Source organism: Janthinobacterium sp. FT14W (assembly GCF_009208755.1).
GTDB classification, from domain to species: domain Bacteria; phylum Pseudomonadota; class Gammaproteobacteria; order Burkholderiales; family Burkholderiaceae_D; genus Janthinobacterium; species Janthinobacterium violaceinigrum.
Window position 1 is genome coordinate 1 of the sequence record NZ_WFLL01000039.1, and the last position, 18,050, is coordinate 18,050.

The following is an 18,050-nucleotide window of genomic DNA, read 5'->3' on the forward strand; positions in this document are numbered from 1 at the left end:
GGTGCCCGTAGCCGCAGCGCCTGCGCCTGCCGCCAAGCCGGCCGCAACGGCCGAAACGGCCAAGGCTGCGCCCGTCCCAGCCGCCGCACCGGCAGCCAGGCCGGCAGCCGCCCCCGCCAAGCCGGCCGAGAAGGTCGCCGAGAAGGTGGCCAGCAAGATTGTTGCCGACAAGCCCGCCGTGAAAGCGGCCGAAGCCAAGCCGGCAGCCAAGGGGGAAGCGGCCAAGCCGGCACCGGCGCCCGCCGCCGCGCCGGCGAAAGCGGCCGCCCCCGCACCGGCCAAGTCATTTCCTGCAAGCAAACCAGCTGCCAAGCCGGCCAGCGCCGCCGGCAAGACCGTGGCCAAGGTTGCCGTGAAGCCAGCCGCCAAGCCAGCGCCCAAGGGCGCGCCATCGAAGCAGCTCGACATGCTGGGCGGCGGCAAAGGCAGCAGCCGCAAGTAAGCCGGCAGTCAAGCCTGCAGTTCCAGGCAGCGGCGCCGCATCGCGCAAAACAACGGGCTACGGCCCGTTTTTTGCGTGCCCGTCCACAGCGCGCTTTTCCGCCTTGTTGTATCCTACGCGTACTTTCCGTCCGCGTGCCCGTCCTTCCGCCCCGCGACACCCCATTATTCAAAACAAAAGGTAACCATGAGTTTGTCGAGGCTCATCGCCGGCTTCGTGCGTCAGCATTGGCCGGCGTATGCCGCCGCTGCCGTCATGCTGACAGGCGTGGCAACACTGACCGTCTGGATCCCGCGCCGCGTGGGCGCCATCGTCGACGCGCTGGCCGCGCACCGCATGACGGCGGCAGAACTGTGGCTGGAGCTGCTGACCCTGCTCGCCGTCGGCGTCGTCATCTACTTCCTGCGCGTGGGCTGGCGCATCACCCTGTTCAAGGCCGCCTACCAGCTGGGCGTGATGCTGCGCACGCGCTTCTACACGCGCATGTCGCAGCAGGGCGCGTCGTTTTACCAGAACCAGCGCACGGGCGACCTGATGGCGCTGGCGACGAACGACATCGACGCCATCGAAATGGCCGCCGGCGAAGCCATGCTGGCCGGCTTCGACGGCACCTTGACCCTGCTGATGGTGCTGGGCATCATGCTGCTGGGCGTGGACTGGCGCCTGGCCTGCATCGCCCTCCTGCCCTTCCCCCTGATGGGACTGGCCTTCTGGCGCATCTCCAGCCATATCCATACGGCGTCGACGGATTCGCTGAAACGCTTTTCCGCGCTGAACGACCATGTGCAGGAATCGCTGTCGGGCGTGCGCACCCTGCGCGCGCTGGGCCTGGAAGAGCGCAGCAGCACCCAGTTTTCCACCCTGGCCGGCCACGCGGCCAATGCCAGCCTGACGGCGCAGCGCTGGGAAGCGGCGTACGAACCGGCCGTCGGCCTGACCCTGACGGCCGCCACGGCGCTGACCCTGGGCCTGGGCGGCTACCTCGTGTGGCAGGACCAGCTGACCATCGGCGCGCTGACGAGCTTTTCCATGTACCTGGGCCAGCTGATCTGGCCCATGTTCGCCGCCGGCTGGGTACTCTCCCTGATCGAACGGGGCCGCGCCGCCTGGCAGCGGCTGCAGCCGATGCTCGACGCGCCGCTGGCCATCGACGACCATGGCAGCATCGACACCCTCACGCCCGGCCCCTTGCAATTGCAGGACATCGGCTTTGCCTACGCAGGCCAGACGGCGCCCGCGCTGTCCGGCATCTCGCTGCGCCTGCAGCCGGGCCAGACCCTGGGCCTGGTGGGTCCCACGGGTAGCGGCAAGTCGACCCTGCTGCGCGTGCTGCTGCGCCAGGTCACGCCGCAATCGGGCACGGCCACGTGGAATGGCCAGCCGCTCGACGCCTACACCCTGCATGCGCTGCGCGCGGCCATCAGCTGGGTGCCGCAGGAGTCCTTCCTGTTCTCCGCCACCATCGCCGACAATATCGCGCTGGCCCGTCCCGGCGCCACGCGCGAGGAAGTGGAACGGGCGGCGCAGCTGGCCGACATCCATGCGGACATCCTGCAATTCCCCGACGGCTACCAGACCCACGTGGGCGAAAAGGGCATCACCCTGTCCGGCGGCCAGCGCCAGCGCGTGGCGATTGCCCGCGCCCTGCTGGCCGACAACGGCTTGCTGCTCCTGGATGATGCGCTGTCGGCCGTCGACACGGGCACGGAAACGCGCATCCTGCAGCACCTGGAAGAACTGCGCCGCAAGCGCCCCGAGCGCAGCGCCATCATCGCCAGCCACCGCCTGAGCGCCGTCGTCAACGCGGACCTGATCCTGGTGCTGCGCGACGGCCACGTGACGGAAACGGGCAACCATGACGCGCTGATGCAGCGCGACGGCTGGTACGCCAGCCAGTGGCGCTATCAACAACTGGAGGCCAGCCTCGATGCCATCTAAGAAGAACGAACAAGCCGCCTCCGCCACGCAATCCGTGCGCCGCCAGGCCGCGCAAGCCATCGGCCTGCTGCGCCGCGCCGCCGCGCCCGACCTGCGCCACCTGTACTGGGCCACGTTCTGGCTGATCCTCGCCGCCGCCCTGGAAGTGACGGGGCCGATCCTGGGCAAGGCCCTGATCGACCAGCATCTGCTGCCGCGCAACCTGGACTGGACGCGCATGTCCCTGCTGCTGGGCGGCTGCCTGCTGACGGGCTGGGTCGCGTCCGGCCTGCGCTACCTGCAGCTGGTGCGCCTGTCCGGCCTGGCCATGCGCTCGGTGCAGCGCCTGCGCGAAACCGTCTACCAGCACGTGCTGCGCCTGCCCATGGCCTTCTTCGACCGCGCCATCACGGGCCAGCTGGTCAGCCGCGTCACGAACGACACGGAAGCGGTGAAATCGCTGTATGTGCAGGTGCTGTTCGTCATCCTCGACAGCTCCATCGTGCTGGTCGGCACCATGGCCGCCATGGCCTTCCTCGACTGGCGGCTGATGCTGATCGTGCTGGCCCTGCTGCCGGCCGTGCTGGTCATCGTCTTCCTGTACCAGCGCTGGAGCGCGCCGGCCGTCACGCGCGCGCGCGCCCTGCGCAGCGAAATCAACGGACAGATCGCCGAATCGATCGGCGGCATGAGCGTGCTGCAGGCGAACAACGCGGAAAAGCGCTTCGGCGCGCGCTTCACGGGCATCAACCAGGACCACTACACGGCGCGCATGCAGGAATTGCGCGCCAACGCCTGGCTGCTGCGCCCCGCGCTCGACATGCTCAACATCGTGCTGCTGGCCGTCGTCATCTTCGGCTTCGGCCGGCGCGAGATGGGCGCCGTGGAAGTGGGCGTGCTGTATGCGTTCATCAGCTACATCGCGCGCGTGATCGAGCCGCTGATCCAGATCACCATGCAGTTCAGCCAGCTGCAGCAGTCGGTGGTGGCCACGGCCCGCGTCTCGGCCCTGCTGGACGAAGCGCAGGCGCTCGAACATGCACCGAAAAAGCAAACACCGGCCCTGCGGCATGCGGCGGCAGGAACCGACTCGCCCGCCGTGGACATCGCGCACCTGACCTTCGCCTACGTGGAAAACCAGCCCGTGCTGCACGACCTGTCGCTGACCATCCCGCAGGGCGCGTTCTTCGGCATCGTCGGCCACACGGGCAGCGGCAAGTCGACTTTGCTGTCCCTGCTGCTGCGCTTTTATCCCGTCGCCCAGGGCAGCATCGCCATCAACGGCGTCGCCCTCGACAGCATAGCCAACGAGCGCTTCCGCGCCGACGTGGGCCTGGTGCCGCAAGACCCCTTCCTGCTGGCCGCCTCGGCGCGCGAAAACATCGACATGGGCCGCGGCTACACGCAGGCGCAGATCGAGGCGGCCGCGCGCGCCGCGCATGCGCACGACTTCATCGCCGCGCTGGAACACGGCTACGACACGCCGCTGGGCGAAGGCGGCTCGCGCCTGTCGTCGGGGCAGAAGCAGCTGATCGCCATTGCCCGCGCGCTGGCCGGCCAGCCGCGCATCCTGCTGCTGGACGAAGCGACGTCGCGCATCGATAGCCAGACGGAGCAGATCGTGCAGCTGGCCCTCAATGAATTGCGCGGCAAGGTGACCATCATCGCCATCGCCCACCGCCTGTCGACCATCCGCGAAGCCGACCGGATCATCGTGCTCAACCACGGCCGCATCACGGAAGCGGGGCCGCACGACGCGCTGATGCAGATCGAAGGCGGCCTGTACCAGCGCCTGTATCTGCTGCAGCAGCTGGCGCAATAATATTGTTTTGTCAATGCCGGCAGTGTGCACTTTCGCAAATTTCTGCGCCCCGCATGATATTTCTTGATTGCAACAGAATATAATCAGTTGCAGACAGTGGGTCATTGCGGGGGCGGGAAGTTGGCAGGCAGACAGAGACGGGCATCGTGGCGAAAGGCGCATTGGCTGCTGGTACTGGCCTGCCTGCTGCCGCCTGCCATCCATGCCCAGGTGGGCAACCTTGAACAGCATATCGCCGCCGTGCGCGAGGATGGCCGCTTCGTGCCCGCGCGCGCCCTGCAGCGCCTGCAAGAGGTGGAAACGCAGGCGCGCGGCGCGCCCCTGCCCGTGCGCGCGGAATTCCTTACCCAGCTGAGCACCGTCCGCATGCGCCTGGGACAGAACGACCTCGCCATGCAGCTGGCCGAGGAGCTGATCGCCTACGCCCGCCTGAACAAGAACGATGTGGCGCTGGCGAAAGGCATGCTGTGCAAGGCCTACATCACGTTTGCCCTGAACGAGCGCCGCGCCTCGCACCTGCTGGCCTTTGAAGCGGAACGCATCGCCAACCGCACGGACGACCTGCCCGTGCGCGTGCAGGCGACCATCAGTGCGGGCCAGTCGTGGGCCGAGGAAGGCAATTTCCCGTTTGCGCTGGCCAAGCTGCAGGCGGCCGTCGACCTGGCGCGCCAGAGCAGCTCCCCCACCAGCCTGGCAGCGGCCCTGAATGCCCTCACCCTGCTGTACACGCAGATGCGCGAATACGACAAGGGTTTCGAGGTGCTCGATGAATTGCTGGCCGTGTCCAGCACCCTGGCGTCGCCGGGCCGCATGGCGCAGGCGAAGAATACGGAATACGGGCTGGCGCTCGACGCGCAGCAGCCGCAGCGGGGCCAGCGCGCCCTGCTGGCGGCCCTGGCGCTGGAACGCCAGCTGGACGCCCGCGGCATGGTGGCCGTTACCCTCGTCAACCTGTCGGACAGCTACCTGAAGGAAGGCGACTACGCGCGCGCGCTGCGCTATGCGAATGAAGCCATCACGGCGGGGCGCCTCGTCAACAATGCGCAGGTGGAAGCGACGGCGCGCCTGAACATCGGCCAGGCGCTGATCGGCCAGGGCCGCCTGCAGGAGGGCAAGCAAAGCGTGGCCACGGGCCTGGCCTACTACGAACGCACGGCCAACCAGCCGGACATGCAGGCCGTGCTGCTGGAGTACGGCACGGCGCTGGAAAAGGCGGGCGACCTGCGCGGCGCCGTCACCGCGTACCACCGCGAGCGCGACATTTCCAACCAGCTGTTCGAGAAGCAGCGGCAGAAGGCCGTGTACGAATTGCAGGAAAAATATGAGGCAGAGAAGAAGCAGCGCCAGATCGAGCTGCTGAGCCGCGAAAACCAGCTCAAGAGCACGGAAATCGACAACCGCCGCCTGCAGCAGCGCGTATGGTGGCTGCTGGCGCTGGTACTGGCCATGGCGTCCGTCATCGTCGGCTTGCTGTACCGCAAGGTGCGCCACGCGAACGTGCAGCTGAAAGTCAAGAACCAGGAACTCAAGCGCCAGAGCTCGCGCGATCCGCTGACGGCCCTGTACAACCGCCGCCACTTTCAGGAATTCATGCGCAGCCATGCAGGCAAACCCCAGCAGGCCTACGGCGGCGCCGATGTCGTGGGCGCGCTGTTCCTGCTCGATGTCGACCATTTCAAGCACATCAACGACCGCTACGGCCATGCGGCGGGCGACCTGGTGCTCACCACCATCGCCGAAACCCTGCATGACGTGCTGCGCGAAACGGACATGATCGTGCGCTGGGGCGGCGAGGAATTCCTCGCCTTCCTGCCGGCCGTCGCGCGCGACGGACTCGACGATATCGCACGGCGCATCCTCAACGGCATGGCCGCGCAGGACGTCCACTACCAGGGGCAGGCCATCAAGGTGCACGTGTCCGTGGGATTTGCGCCCTATCCGCTGGCGCCGCTGGGACGGCCGCTCACGTGGGAACGCAGCGTCAACCTCATCGACATGGCGCTGTACCTGGCCAAGGCGCACGGACGCAACCGGGCGTACGGCTTGCGTGGTTTTCAGCAGGTGGAAAGAACGACCCTGGAAGCCGTGGAGCAAGACCTGGAACGCGCGTGGCGCGACGGCTTTGTCGATTTGAGCGTGGTGCTGGGGGGACCGGACGGCTTGGATGATGCAAGCACAGCGACGACGGCGCATGGCAGCCCGGCTGGCGCCAGCGGCGGCGTGGCCGCAGCTGCCATCAGCTGACGGCAGCTGCGGAGGCCGGACCGGCAGCGGCCGGCCCTGGCACGGTCAGTGCGATGATTACTTGTGCGCGGCGTCCTGCATCTTTTCGCCCGCTTTTTCCACTTTCTTGCCCACGGCATCGGCCGCTTCGCTCATTTTCTTGTCGGCGTCAGCGGCGACCTGGTCCATCTTGGCGCCCGTATCGGAAGCGGCCTGGCTCACGGCGGCGTCGGCCTTGCTGGCGGCGGCCTTGATGTCGGCTTCAGCCTTGGCGGCGGCCGCATCGATCTTCTGGCCCGCTTGCTCGGCTGGACCGGCAGCGACATCGTCCTTCTTGTGGCAGGCAGCCAGCGCCACGACCATCATCCCGGCGGCGCACACGGTCATCCAATTTTTGCTTACTTTCATGATATTCCCTTTCATTGTTATCAAAAGACACAGATCAGTTCGCAATATACACCGGCCTAAATTTTTCCAGCGTGCGCTAACGCACATAAAAACACGCTTTGACGACGCATTTGTAAGCAATGGTATCTTGATATCTTTTCAATGTCCCGCTCAATGTGCGGCAGGGGCCGGCCGATAGCCATCCGTCAGGGTGTGCAGGAAAGCGATCACGTCGGCGATCTCGCGCTCGTTCAGGGCGGGCGCCTGGCCCGGCTGGCGGTCGAACGGCGCCTCCACGTTCACGTTTGCTTCCATTCCCGGCGGCATATCGTTGTATTTGCGCACCTTGCCATTTTTATCCTTTGGATACCATTTCTGCGGCGCCGTGTCGCGCTGCACGTAAAAACGCAACACCTGCTCCAGGCTGTCAAAGCTGCCGTTGTGGAAAAACACCTTGCGCAGGGCCACGTTGCGCAAGGACGGCGTCTTGAAGCTGCCGCAGTATTCCTTGTGCTCCGTCAAGTCGGTTCGGTCCGGGCCGCACAGTCCCAGGTCAAAGTACGCGGGGTCCCCATTCGCCGGCAGCTTGCCATTGCGCGGCACGCCGATATTGATCAAGCCATAATCAGTGAATTGGGGGAAGGCGCCGCCGGGGCTGATCCGGCTGATGTGGCAGGACGCGCAATTGCCCTTGTTTTCATCGTTGAACAGGGCCAGGCCGCGCGCTTCCTGCGGACTCAGGCTGGCCTGCTTGCGCAGGAAGGCGTCGTACTTGCTCGTGTACGGATAGAAATCGGCAGGGCTTTCCTGGAACACTTCCAGCGACATCAGCGCCCAGCGCAGGGCCTGATCAGGCTGCTCGAAGATATCCTCGCCATACGTCTGGCGGAACTGCGCCGCCAGGGGGCCGGCCCGCAGCCTGGCGACCACGGCGGCTCCGTCGCGGTTGCCCATCTCGCGCGGCGACAGCAGGGGCGCCAGCGCCTGTTCGTGGCCGGACTGGGCGCGGCCATCCCAGTTGCGCCCGCCCGTGGGGCCCGCGTCGACGCTGTCGTCGCCATCGTCGTCGTGATAGTGCTCGGTAAACGCCGGCGCGTTCTGGATGTAGCGCAGCGACGGCGCGGCGCGCGTGCCCGCGTCCTTCAATTCCGGGCCGCCCAGCTGCACGGCCAGCGCATTCGGCGGACCGTACGCATGTTCGGGACTGTGGCAGCTGGCGCAGGCCAGCTTGCCCGACACGGACAGGCTGGGTTCGAAAAACATGGCGCGCCCCATCGCCGTCATGGCCATCACCGAAGGCTGGCGTTTCAGGGTGGGCGCATACGCGCCCGCCAGGTAGGCGGCCGGTGCGGCGGGCGCGTCTTTCTGCGACGCGGGCCGGCAGGCGGCCAGCAGGCAGGCGGCGCTGATCGCGCCGAGCGTGGCGAGCAGCAGGGAGGGCATCGGTTTCTTCATGGGCTGGCAGCGTAGCAACGGCATATGACAGCTGCGTGACAAGCCCCTGCAAAAAGTAATGTATCAAGTCCGTACATTACGTCATGTAACAGGCCCCGACATGTCACGCAGCTGACATATTGCCTGCCTAGCATGCGACGTTTTCCACCCAGAAGGCATGAACATGAACTTGCACGCAAAAACCTCTTTACGGCCCCTGCCGTTGTTACTGTCGCTGGGCCTGGCCGCCTGCGGCAGCGACTACGCAATCACGCCCGGCACCCAGGGCCAGGTCATCGGCAGCTACTATGAAAACGCCCAGGTGTGCCTGGAGAGCGCCACGAACAAGCTGACGTGCGACAGCGCCTCCGCCGCCGTGCGCACGGCCGCCGACGGCAGCTACACGCTCGACGGCCAGGGCGCCGTGCTGGTGACCATCGGCACGGACGCCATCCGCCACGAAGCCATCGGCGACGCGGGCAGCAAGGTCACGCAAAAACTGCTGCTGCGCGCCCCCAGCGGCCACAGCGCCTTCGTCAGCGCCCTGTCGACGGAACTGGCGCAGATCATGGACAGCAACGGCGGCGACTTCGCGGCCGCCAGCAGCAAGCTGGCCGCGCGCCTGGGCGTGTCGGAAGCGGGCCTGGCGTCCGACTTCAACAAGGCCGCCGGCGACGAACTGGCCAAACTGAAGGCGGAAAACGCCAGCGTGACGGCATTGATCGCCAGCGCCAGCGCCCAGGCGGCGCCCGCCGACGCCCTGGCCGCCCTGAATGGCAGCCTGGCGCTGAACAACATCCAGACCATCGTCGTCATCTACGCGGAAAACCGCGGCTTCGACAATCTGTACGGCCTGTTCCCGGGCGCGAACGGCGTGCCGGGCGTGAACCCCACCTCGACCTCTTCCTATGTGGCGCAGAAGGACATCGACGGCAGCACCCTGCCCGTGCTGCCACCCACCTGGGGCGGCATGGCGGCGGCCGGCCAGAGCACCGTCATCACGCAGGCGCAGTCGGCCAACCTGCCGAACAAGCCGTTCCAGATCGACGACGCCAGCAGCCCCCTGTACATGCCGCAATCGGTGATCACGCGCGACCTGGTGCACCGCTTCTATAACAACCAGATGCAGATCAACGGCGGCGCCAACGACAAGTTCGCGGCGTATTCCGACGCGGGCGGCCTGTCCATGGGCTATTACGACGGCAGCAAGATGCAGCTGTGGGACATCGCCAAGCAATATGCGCTGGCCGACAACCTGTTCATCGGCGCGTTTGGCGGCTCCTTCCTCACGCACCAGTACCTGATCTGCGCCTGCGCGCCCACCTATCCGAACGCCGACACCTCGGTGGCCAAGGGCTCGATTGCCAAGATCGACGTCGATGCCAACGGTAACTTCGTGCGCCTGACGCCGTCCGCCACGGCGCCTGCCACGGTGCTGAACGGCGCGCCCGGCTATGCCAACGACGGCGCGCTGACGCCGGCCGACAGCACCGGCATGTTCTATGCCGTGAACACCATGCAGCCGCCGTTCCAGCCCAGCAGCAATGCCCCGGCCTCGGGCGACAGCAGCAAGCTGTATGCGGACACGGGCAAGGCCACCACCCTGCCGCAGCAGACGCAGACGAATATCGGCGACCTGTTGTCGGGCAAGAACATCGACTGGGCCTGGTATGCGGGCGCCTGGAAGGACACGACGGCCCTGGCCACGGCCAGCGCGCGCGGCAGCAGCTTCCCCAGTCCGCCGAACTTTCAGTTCCACCACCAGCCGTTCAATTACTTTGCCAACATGGACCCCGTGAAGGCACCCGCCTACCGCGCCGCCCATTTGCGCGACTTCGACAGCCAGTTCCTGGCCGATGCCAGCGCCGGCAAGCTGCCGCCCGTGGCCTTCTACAAGCCGCAGGGCAATCTGAACCAGCACGCGGGCTATGCCAGCGTGGCCGACGGCGACGCGCACATCGCCGGCGTCATCGCCCAGCTGAAAAAGAGTCCGCAGTGGAAGAACATGCTGGTCATCGTCACCTACGATGAAAACGGCGGCTTCTACGACCATGCGGCGCCGCCGAAGGGCGACCGCTGGGGTCCGGGCACGCGCGTGCCGGCCATCCTCGTCTCGCCCTACGTGAAGAAGGGATTGGTCGATCACACGCAATACGATTCGGCCTCGATCCTGCGCGCCATCACGCACCGCTTCTCGCTGCCCGTGCTGGACGGCCTGACCACGCGCGACAAGGCGCTGGTGGCCAACGGCGGCAAGCCGATGGGCGACTTCAGCGCCGCGCTGGCGCTGGTGCCGCAAGAGTAATCGCGCCCGCCGGCAGGCGCGACGCCCGCCCGGCTTGGCCGCGGCGGGCGTTTTTCATGCCGGTGCTATTGGCCCGCTCCCGGGGCCGCATCGAGCAGCGAATGCTCGAGCAATTGCGACAAGGCGGCGCGCAGCGCCTGCGTGCGCGCCGCCAGTTCCGGGCGCTTGTAGCGTTCGGCTGCGATCAGGCTGCTTTCCAGGCACACCCGGTCCGACCTGGCCAGGCAGGCGTCGGCCGCATCGAGCTGGGCGCTGGCCTGCGCCACTTTCACCTTGGCGTCGAGTTCCAGGGTATCGGGATCGTCGCCCCAGCGCTTGACATGCGCGGCCAGGCGCGTGGCGGCCAGATCCGGCTTGCCCCCATCGAGGGCCTGGCTGACGCTGTCCTGCAGCGCCGTCCACGCCTGCGCCCGCTGCTGTTGCCTGTCGCAGGCGGCGGCGGACTTGGTGATGCTTGCCTGCAGGCGCTTGATGTGCGCCGCGGGCGCCTTGGCGCTTTTCAGCACGGCCAGCGCGCTGCGCGCCCCGTCCAGGTCGCACCGCGCCGCCAGCGCCGTGGCGGCCTCGACCTGTTCCAGCACGCTGGCCGGCTTGTCGGCGGGCTTGTTAAAGAACCAGATGCCCGTCAGCACCAGCGCCGCCGCGATCCAGGTGCGCAAGCGCACGGGCGGGCGCGGCGGCGGCACCGAACCCCGAGCGGCCGGTTTCGCGGGCGGCGCCTTGGCTGGCGCGGCAGGCGGCGGAGCGGGCTGCGGAGCGGGTGCGGGCTGCGGCACGGGCTGCGGCGTGGCAATGGGAGCAGGCGCAGGAATCGGTGGGGCGACGGGTACCGGCGGCGGCATGCGCGGGACCGGCGGAGGTGGTGGCGCCGCCGCTATTTTCTCGAGCACGGGTGCGGCAGCCCCCTGGCGCGCGCCGCAAAACGGGCAATGCGCCACGCGCAGCAGCAGGGTCCGGCCGCAAGCGGCGTTGATGCAAACTTCATTCACTTTTTCAGACACGTTCCAACCTTTGCTGCTCATGCGGCAAGACAGGGCATACGATCATATCGAGTGCCCTGTCCATTGTGCGAGCTCTGCTTATCTCTGCTGGCGGAGATAGCGCAGTCTTAACGCTCCGCCTTCACCAGCCCTAATGCTCGTTCCTTTTCTAATATTACCTCACGATCACGGTTCAGCAGCTTCGCACGAGCTAACCACTTGGCAGCAGCCCCAAGATCATTCGACGCGGCACTTTTATCAGCCAGTTTGATGTAGTGATCAACTATCTTGCTGGCAAGCCCCTTGACCTCTTCGCCACGGTATTGTCCCTCAGGGTCAATCTGCCGAATTTGATCGAGTGAAGCCTTCGCAGAACTCTCCGGCGGATCGGTGTACTGAGCCTTCTCGATGTATAAAGAGGCACGACGTAACTGATCATCGATGTCAGAACGATCGTTTTCATTGAGCTTAATCGCCTTCGTATCCACAGATCGACTATCACTGACTTGCGCTACTGTACTAGGGGCCGCGTCTTTCGACGGGCGTGTCGCGAAGAAGATGGCTGCACCAATAACAGCAACGGCAACAAGTACCAGTCCCATCTGAGAACCAAGCCATTTTTTTGTATCTGTTGAACGCGATGCTCCGTTTGCTTTGCAAAAACTAGTCACATACTCCTCTGCCACACGCGGATCCAGTCCAACACGTTTGCCAGATGCCGCATTCACTACTTTACTCATTGCCAGACGCTCTTCCTTTTGATCCAGCTTCTTGTCGTTGTCAGTGAACTGATGCAGCAGCCTATCCAGCTCTTCCACGAGCGCACGCTCGGACACTGCGGAATACTCATCTAACTGTTCACGTACTACCAACTCTATTTCTCTGCTCACGATACCGCGTGCAGCGGCTTCTTCTTTAATACGTCTTTCTTCGCCACGATCCAGATAAAAATCATCATCTACAGCTGCAGCCACACGGTTCTTCAACCAGTCCAGATCGGATTGATTCATATATTCCTCGGTGTTTTAAAAATTTTAATTTAAACGATCAAACCAGATCATGCCTTCACTCCCTCACCACTCTACAAAATTTTCCAGCCCCAAATACCTGATCTCTGAGCCACATTATTATTCCGGCAAAAATCGGTGATATATTTTTCCGCGATCTCTGGATCCATACCTTTCACCGCACCTAGACGTGGTTTACAGACACTTTGCAGAGCATCGACACGGCTCTTTTTGTCTAATTTTTTTTCAATGTCGGTAAAAGCGTGCAGCAGTGCACCAAGGTCATCTAGCAACTCTTTTTCATTGACGACATTCAACCGTTGCAAAGTCAATGATAAAATCGACTCCGCCCGCTTGACATCGCCCCCCAAGACACTTTTCCCATACCGCAGCAAAACACCAAAAGTGACGCTATCGCAGTATGAATTTGAAATACTGTCAGCGATGTGAACATTGAATTTCTTCGGCCCATCGTCCAACAAAGCAGGATTTGACAATACTCGTTCCTTCGGTACGCTATGGTTCTGAACTTCGGAATCGGCAATCCTTACCTGCTCAGTTAGAGGTGACGACATATCCTTGTCAACGTTTTGCGCAACGACTACAGGTGCAATTATTTTCACCTTGATAGCAGTTTGCTTCACTCCGCAAAATGGACAAAAACGCACGGACCAAGGAAATGTCGACTGGCAAGTCGACTCCTGGCATTGGTATTCAATTTCCTGATTCACAAAATACCTCTTCATACGTCACCCATGCGCCACAGGGGAGACTACCCAACGATGGCGTTGAAATCCGCATCCATAAAAATGACAATCAAAAACCTTGAATTATCTTTCAAATAATAACGTATTCTTCTCCATCAACACTACTTATTTCCAGCACAGAAAATTTTAGAAACACTGATCCACTTCGCCTGTTTATGAAAATTTCCTATCGCGCTCTGCACAAACGCGCACCATCACAGGCTTGACACTGATCAATCTCCGCTTCGCCGCCCCGGCCTAAGCTACAAGCTCCGGCCAAGGACAAGGAGAACGCCATGCCAGCCCACCTGATCATCGAAGACGGCCAGCCATGGTGGTGGGACAGCGCCGATATCTGGGTCGTGCCGGGCAATGATCCGAATGGCCCGCCGGGCGCCCCCATTGCCGGCACCAGCAATTACCTGTGGGGCCGCGTACACAACACGGGCAACAGCGCCTCGAACGGCGTGCGCGTGGACTTTTACTGGGCCGATCCGTCCGGCCAGATCGCCGTCGGCGCCGCCACGCAGATCGGTTCCGCATTTGCCGACCTGCCGCCCGGCGCCACGCAGGAAGTGCTGTGCCTGGTGCCCTGGGTGCCCGTCATCGTCAACGGCGGCCACGAATGCCTGCTGGCCGTGGCGCACGGGGCCGGCGACATCAACCCGCTGCCCGACCCCTTGCCCAACGGCTTACCCTTCCAGCCCACCTTGCACGAGCAGATCGCCCAGCGCAATGTCACCGTGGTGCTGGCGGCGCGGCGCGCGCAACTGCTGGCCATCGCGGTGGCGGCCCTGCCCCGCGCAGCCAGGAAGGTGGAATTGCTCATCGAACAGGGCGGCGAACTGCCTGCCCGCCTGCTGGCCACCCTGGGCCTGGACAGATGGCAGCCGGCCAGGGAAGCGCAGCTGATAACGGGGCTGGCGCGCACGCCGCACTGCAATGGCGACGCGCCCGGCGAGCAAAAGCTGGCGTTCGAGGTGCCGCGGGGCCAGGCGCAGGCCGCGTACCTGAGCGTGCGCGCCGAGGCCTTGCCGCCACGCCAATATGCGCTGCTGCGCGTGCTCGAGACCCAGGAAGGCAAGGTCATGGGCGGCATCACGTATATCGTCATTAATCTGGAGAAAGATCAAGCGCAAGCGACGCACAGCCCCGAGGAGCAGGCATCATGAGCGACACCCCCATGCAGGTGCTGACGCGGCCGTTCGCAATCGAGCCCGTCACCAATATCATGCTGCCCGATGGCATCTTCGACAATGCCATCTATGGCTTGCGCATCGCCGCCCACGTCACCAACATGTCCAGCAGCGCATTGAGCAATGTCACGGTGTACCTGGAAAGCGTGGGCGATCCCGGCATCGTGCCCGTGGCGCGCACCTTTTTCTTTGCCAGCGTTCCCGCCGGCGCGGCCATGCTGGTGACGTGGGATGCCGACTTCCAGCATGCGGCGCCCGGCAAGCGCCTGGTCAGCTTTGTCGCCAAGGCGGACGGCTACACGCCGCGCCGCTCGATCCAGCAAATCTTCGTCTCGCAGACGCGCTTCGACAGCGCCACCAACACCTACACCTGCACAGTCGAGGAAGGCACCCTGGAACTGTCCAAGCCGCAGGGTCACCTGCCCGGCAAGCGCTGGGGCAGCGCGGGCGGCGACGGAAAAGACTGCCGCTGCCCGCCCGGCCTGGGGCCCATCGTGCCGACCGGCATGACCCTCGTCTGGACGCCGAATCCCGCCTATGCGGGCACGCACGGCGAACTGCCGTTTTCCGACCCGTGGTGGAAGATACTCGCCATCATCATCGCCATCATCGCCGCGCTGGTGGCCATCATTTCCGCCGCGCTCGGCTCCGGCAAGGCCAGCTTCAGCGTGGGCGGCAGCTTCGAGGAAACGGAACCCAGCGTGCATTGCTGTTCGCTGGAAGGGGCCGGGTCGGGCCAGCCCGAGTTCACGGTGGCGGGCGTGGCATCGGCCATCGCCTCGGGCGCCATCGCCGTCGCCTGCTCCGATTTCGCGGACCCGTTCTGGCGTGGCCAGGAAGCCACACCGCCGGCCGTCAGCGAACTGAGCCTGGCCGAGCGCGTCGTGGCGACATGGGTGTTGCCCGAAGCGCCCAATGCGGGCCTGCCCTACACGGCCGACATCAGCTGGCAATACGAGCGCTTTACCACGGGCGCCACCTACCAGCATGCCGTCACCGAAACGCAGGTCAACATCCATGTGGCAGGGCCCGTAGAAACGGATACGCCCGCCGTCGTGCAGGCCTACGAACCGCTGTGGATACGCGCCAGCTTCAAGCGCGACAATGGCATGGTCTTCCGCGGCACGGATCTGTATGCCTTCGTGCTGTTCCAGGCGCCGCAAGGCCTGTATTTCGTGGAATTGCTGACCGACGACGGCCTGGGCTTCGACCTGGGCGCCAACGATGGCGTGTATGCGGGCAGCCTGGACTTGAAGCGGGCTTACCGGACCCTGCTGCAATATGGACAAAAGGTCTTCGGCACCTGGCGCGTGTTTGTCTTCGCGCAAGACGTCAACCTGACCAAGCCCGGTACGCCGCCGGAAATCGCCGCCCAGCACATCGGCGGCATGTTTGTCGCCAGCGCCATCGAAATCACCTTCGACGACAGCCTGCCCTGCCCGCTCAAGGCGCAGGCAAATATCGTCGTGGTGTGATGGGACCAGGCGAGGTCGGATCAGCGGGGCAACGCCACGCGTAATCCGACAATACTGTTGGCGCCGCCTGCACGCCAGGAGCGGCCGAGAAAATGCCCAGGGCCAGGCGCCGCCCCGAAGACAGTACGATTGGTACGGCGAGAGATAGGCTCCCAGCCATGGCATTGCATATGGCTTACTCATACGGCTGTTCGTAGGCATGCCAAGAGCGGCTGAGAAAATGCTCAGGGCTAGGCGCCGCCCCGAAGACAGTACTTTAGTACGGCGAGGGGCAGGCAACAACGCCCTGGGCGTTTTATCAGCCGCTCTTAGACCTTGACAGCGTCAACCTTGGCAATCACCGTGCGGGGGATGATGTCGGTCTCCGGACACGAAGCCATCGCATCCGAATACGCGAGCCAGCGCTGCAGGCTTTCCATGCGGCGGATGGTGATGCCCTTGCCGTTGATGTAGCCGATCTGCTCGAAATTGGCGGGACTGGTGGTCAGCTTCGACACGGTGGGCGCATTGTCGACGAGGCGGTCGTAGGCCTTGCGCGCCTTGTGCTCCCACTTGGCCAGCACGGGATCGTCAAAGCGGTTGCTTTCAAAATACACGGTAATGGTGCGGTCGTGGTTGGCAAAGCCGACGATGGCCGCTCCCTTGCGTATAGTCAACAAGACATCTTCCTTGACGCCCGTGACGGGAACGAACACGGCGGCGCGTCCATCCGCATCAGGCCGCTCCATGGGAATATCTTGTCCGATTATGCTCATCACATCACACTCTTCATCATCGCCTGTTGGCTTGTTGTCCCTGCATCACTGAAAGCGTACCGTGCACATGCGTGCCATTGCCGCTGCGGCTGGCCGCTTCCAGGCTCGCTGCCATACCCGCTGCCATACCATGTATCAAATAATACATTGCCGTAAAGCACTACACAAGATAATCAGGGGCGCGGCAGCGCCGTGTCCTCCGCCGGATGGGGAATGGTGTGCCCAGTGGCAATCACCTTATAATGCTGCGATTACTTCACGCCAGACACCTCCGCACCATGACGCTTCCCGAGAATGACACCAGCCGGCTCGACGCCATCAGCGCCGCCGCCACCGAAGTGGCCGCGCAAAACGTGGCCGACCTGCTGGCCATGGCCATCTGTCACCGCCCGGACGAACCGGCCCTGATCGTCTGCGACAAGCGCAGCTGGCTCAATGTCGTGCTGACGGAAGCGTACCGCCAGGCCTTGCCGGACGCCACCTTCATCGATTTCGACGACGTCACGCCGGACGCCGTACTGGCCGCGTTTGCCGAACTGCCGGCCGGCAGCCTGGTCGTGCTGATCCAGTCGACCAGCTTCCGCCTGGAAGCGTTCCGCATCCGCATCGAGCTGTTCAAACGTGGCCTGAAAGTGATCGAACACGTGCACCTGTCGCGCATGCCCGGCGTGCAGGGACTGCACTACATCGCTTCGCTGGCCTACGACCCCGTCTATTACCGCGGCGTGGGCCATGCACTGAAGGCGCGCATCGACGGCGCCCGCCACGGCATGGTCGACAGCGGCGGCGAACAGCTGGTCTTCGCTTCGCCGTTCGAATCGGCCAAGCTCAATATCGGCGACTACCGCGGCATGAACAATATCGGCGGCCAGTTCCCGCTGGGCGAAGTGTTTACGGAAGCGCAGGACCTGGAAGCGGTGAACGGGCGCGTGCGCATCTTCGTCTTTGGCGACACGCACTTCATGGTCAACCGTCCCGACACGCCGATCACCCTGATCATCGAAAAAGGCAGAGTGACGGGCACGGAAAACGCCACGCCGGAATTTGCCGCCATGCTGGAGATCATCCGCGCCCACGAAGGCGAAGTGTGGGTGCGCGAACTGGGCTTCGGCATGAACCGCGCCTTTTCGCGCGAGCAGCTGGTCAACGACATCGGCACGTATGAACGCATGTGCGGCATCCATCTGTCGCTGGGCGCCAAGCACGGCGTCTATACAAAACCCCAGTTCAAGCGCAAGGATGCGCGCTACCACGTCGACATCTTCGCCGTCACGCAAGCCGTCTACCTGGACGACGAGCGCGTGTATGCGGATGGCGCGTGGACGGTGGAAGCCGTCGCGCTCAACTGAACCTCCATTGAA

General features: G+C 64.1%; 14 protein-coding genes. 8 read left to right on the top strand and 6 right to left on the bottom strand.

The annotated features are described in order from the left end of the window. From GCN74_RS28895 to GCN74_RS21830, 4 genes are all read left to right on the top strand, one after another. A partial coding sequence (locus GCN74_RS28895) for a hypothetical protein (protein WP_413541559.1) occupies positions 1–442 on the top strand: 442 nt, incomplete at its 5' end. 186 nt (positions 443–628) lie between these two features. After that, positions 629–2,380: an ABC transporter ATP-binding protein gene (locus tag GCN74_RS21820; protein ID WP_152258618.1), complete on the top strand. Its 1,752-nt coding sequence runs from the start codon at positions 629–631 to the stop codon at positions 2,378–2,380. Next, positions 2,370–4,181, top strand: coding sequence for an ABC transporter ATP-binding protein (locus tag GCN74_RS21825; RefSeq protein WP_152258619.1), 1,812 nt, complete (start codon positions 2,370–2,372; stop codon positions 4,179–4,181). Before GCN74_RS21820 ends, GCN74_RS21825 begins: the two co-directional genes overlap by 11 nt. Positions 4,182–4,574: 393 nt before the next feature. After that, positions 4,575–6,425 (top strand): GGDEF domain-containing protein, encoded by a 1,851-nt coding sequence (locus tag GCN74_RS21830; RefSeq protein ID WP_152258648.1) that lies wholly within the window; start codon positions 4,575–4,577, stop codon positions 6,423–6,425. A 57-nt stretch (positions 6,426–6,482) separates the two neighbouring features. Here GCN74_RS21830 and GCN74_RS21835 read toward each other — a convergent pair whose 3' ends face one another. Both GCN74_RS21835 and GCN74_RS21840 read right to left on the bottom strand, forming a co-directional pair. Beyond that, positions 6,483–6,812: a hypothetical protein gene (locus tag GCN74_RS21835; protein WP_152258620.1), complete on the bottom strand. Its 330-nt coding sequence runs from the start codon at positions 6,810–6,812 to the stop codon at positions 6,483–6,485. A gap of 150 nt (positions 6,813–6,962) precedes the next feature. Further along, positions 6,963–8,234, bottom strand: a complete 1,272-nt coding sequence (locus GCN74_RS21840; RefSeq protein WP_152258621.1) for a cytochrome-c peroxidase — start codon at positions 8,232–8,234, stop codon at positions 6,963–6,965. Positions 8,235–8,409: 175 nt separating this feature from the next. On the opposite strand from GCN74_RS21840, the gene acpA reads away from it, so the two are divergent. Further along, positions 8,410–10,530, top strand: a complete 2,121-nt coding sequence (gene acpA, locus GCN74_RS21845; protein WP_152258622.1) for an acid phosphatase — start codon at positions 8,410–8,412, stop codon at positions 10,528–10,530. A 65-nt stretch (positions 10,531–10,595) separates the two neighbouring features. On the opposite strand, the gene GCN74_RS21850 is transcribed toward acpA, so the two are convergent. The 3 genes from GCN74_RS21850 to GCN74_RS21860 form a co-directional block, all read right to left on the bottom strand. After that, positions 10,596–11,519: a hypothetical protein gene (locus GCN74_RS21850; RefSeq protein ID WP_152258623.1), complete on the bottom strand. Its 924-nt coding sequence runs from the start codon at positions 11,517–11,519 to the stop codon at positions 10,596–10,598. A gap of 119 nt (positions 11,520–11,638) precedes the next feature. Beyond that, positions 11,639–12,520 (bottom strand): hypothetical protein, encoded by an 882-nt coding sequence (locus tag GCN74_RS21855; RefSeq protein ID WP_152258624.1) that lies wholly within the window; start codon positions 12,518–12,520, stop codon positions 11,639–11,641. Between the two features lie 71 nt (positions 12,521–12,591). After that, positions 12,592–13,248, bottom strand: a complete 657-nt coding sequence (locus GCN74_RS21860; RefSeq protein WP_152258625.1) for a hypothetical protein — start codon at positions 13,246–13,248, stop codon at positions 12,592–12,594. A gap of 311 nt (positions 13,249–13,559) precedes the next feature. Here GCN74_RS21860 and GCN74_RS21865 point away from each other — a divergent pair, with 311 nt between their 5' ends. Together GCN74_RS21865 and GCN74_RS21870 are read left to right on the top strand one after the other, a co-directional pair. Next, on the top strand, positions 13,560–14,435 hold the full coding sequence (locus GCN74_RS21865) for a hypothetical protein (protein WP_152258626.1): 876 nt from the start codon (positions 13,560–13,562) through the stop codon (positions 14,433–14,435). Then, a complete protein-coding gene (locus tag GCN74_RS21870; RefSeq protein WP_152258627.1) occupies positions 14,432–15,934 on the top strand; it encodes a hypothetical protein in 1,503 nt (500 codons plus the stop codon). The genes GCN74_RS21865 and GCN74_RS21870 overlap by 4 nt, the downstream gene beginning before the upstream one ends. Before the next feature lie 308 nt (positions 15,935–16,242). On the opposite strand, the gene GCN74_RS21875 is transcribed toward GCN74_RS21870, so the two are convergent. Further along, complete coding sequence (locus GCN74_RS21875; RefSeq protein WP_152258628.1) at positions 16,243–16,662, bottom strand: hypothetical protein; 420 nt, start codon at positions 16,660–16,662, stop codon at positions 16,243–16,245. Positions 16,663–16,967: 305 nt separating this feature from the next. On the opposite strand from GCN74_RS21875, the gene GCN74_RS21880 reads away from it, so the two are divergent. Next, a complete protein-coding gene (locus tag GCN74_RS21880) occupies positions 16,968–18,038 on the top strand; it encodes a hypothetical protein (RefSeq protein WP_152258629.1) in 1,071 nt (356 codons plus the stop codon). The last annotated feature ends 12 nt before the right edge of the window (positions 18,039–18,050 follow it).

Bases quoted from the DNA above. Each gene is read 5' to 3' on its own strand.
- GCN74_RS21835 (WP_152258620.1), bottom strand. From the start codon at position 6,812: ATGAAAGTAAGCAAAAATTGGATGACCGTGTGCGCCGCCGGGATGATG.
- GCN74_RS21865 (WP_152258626.1), top strand. From the start codon at position 13,560: ATGCCAGCCCACCTGATCATCGAAGACGGCCAGCCATGGTGGTGGGAC.
- acpA (WP_152258622.1), top strand. From the start codon at position 8,410: ATGAACTTGCACGCAAAAACCTCTTTACGGCCCCTGCCGTTGTTACTG.
- GCN74_RS21820 (WP_152258618.1), top strand. From the start codon at position 629: ATGAGTTTGTCGAGGCTCATCGCCGGCTTCGTGCGTCAGCATTGGCCG.
- GCN74_RS21840 (WP_152258621.1), bottom strand. From the start codon at position 8,234: ATGCCCTCCCTGCTGCTCGCCACGCTCGGCGCGATCAGCGCCGCCTGC.
- GCN74_RS21870 (WP_152258627.1), top strand. From the start codon at position 14,432: ATGAGCGACACCCCCATGCAGGTGCTGACGCGGCCGTTCGCAATCGAG.
- GCN74_RS21880 (WP_152258629.1), top strand. From the start codon at position 16,968: ATGACGCTTCCCGAGAATGACACCAGCCGGCTCGACGCCATCAGCGCC.
- GCN74_RS21875 (WP_152258628.1), bottom strand. From the start codon at position 16,662: ATGGAGCGGCCTGATGCGGATGGACGCGCCGCCGTGTTCGTTCCCGTC.
- GCN74_RS21830 (WP_152258648.1), top strand. From the start codon at position 4,575: ATGCAGCTGGCCGAGGAGCTGATCGCCTACGCCCGCCTGAACAAGAAC.
- GCN74_RS21855 (WP_152258624.1), bottom strand. From the start codon at position 12,520: ATGAATCAATCCGATCTGGACTGGTTGAAGAACCGTGTGGCTGCAGCT.
- GCN74_RS21825 (WP_152258619.1), top strand. From the start codon at position 2,370: ATGCCATCTAAGAAGAACGAACAAGCCGCCTCCGCCACGCAATCCGTG.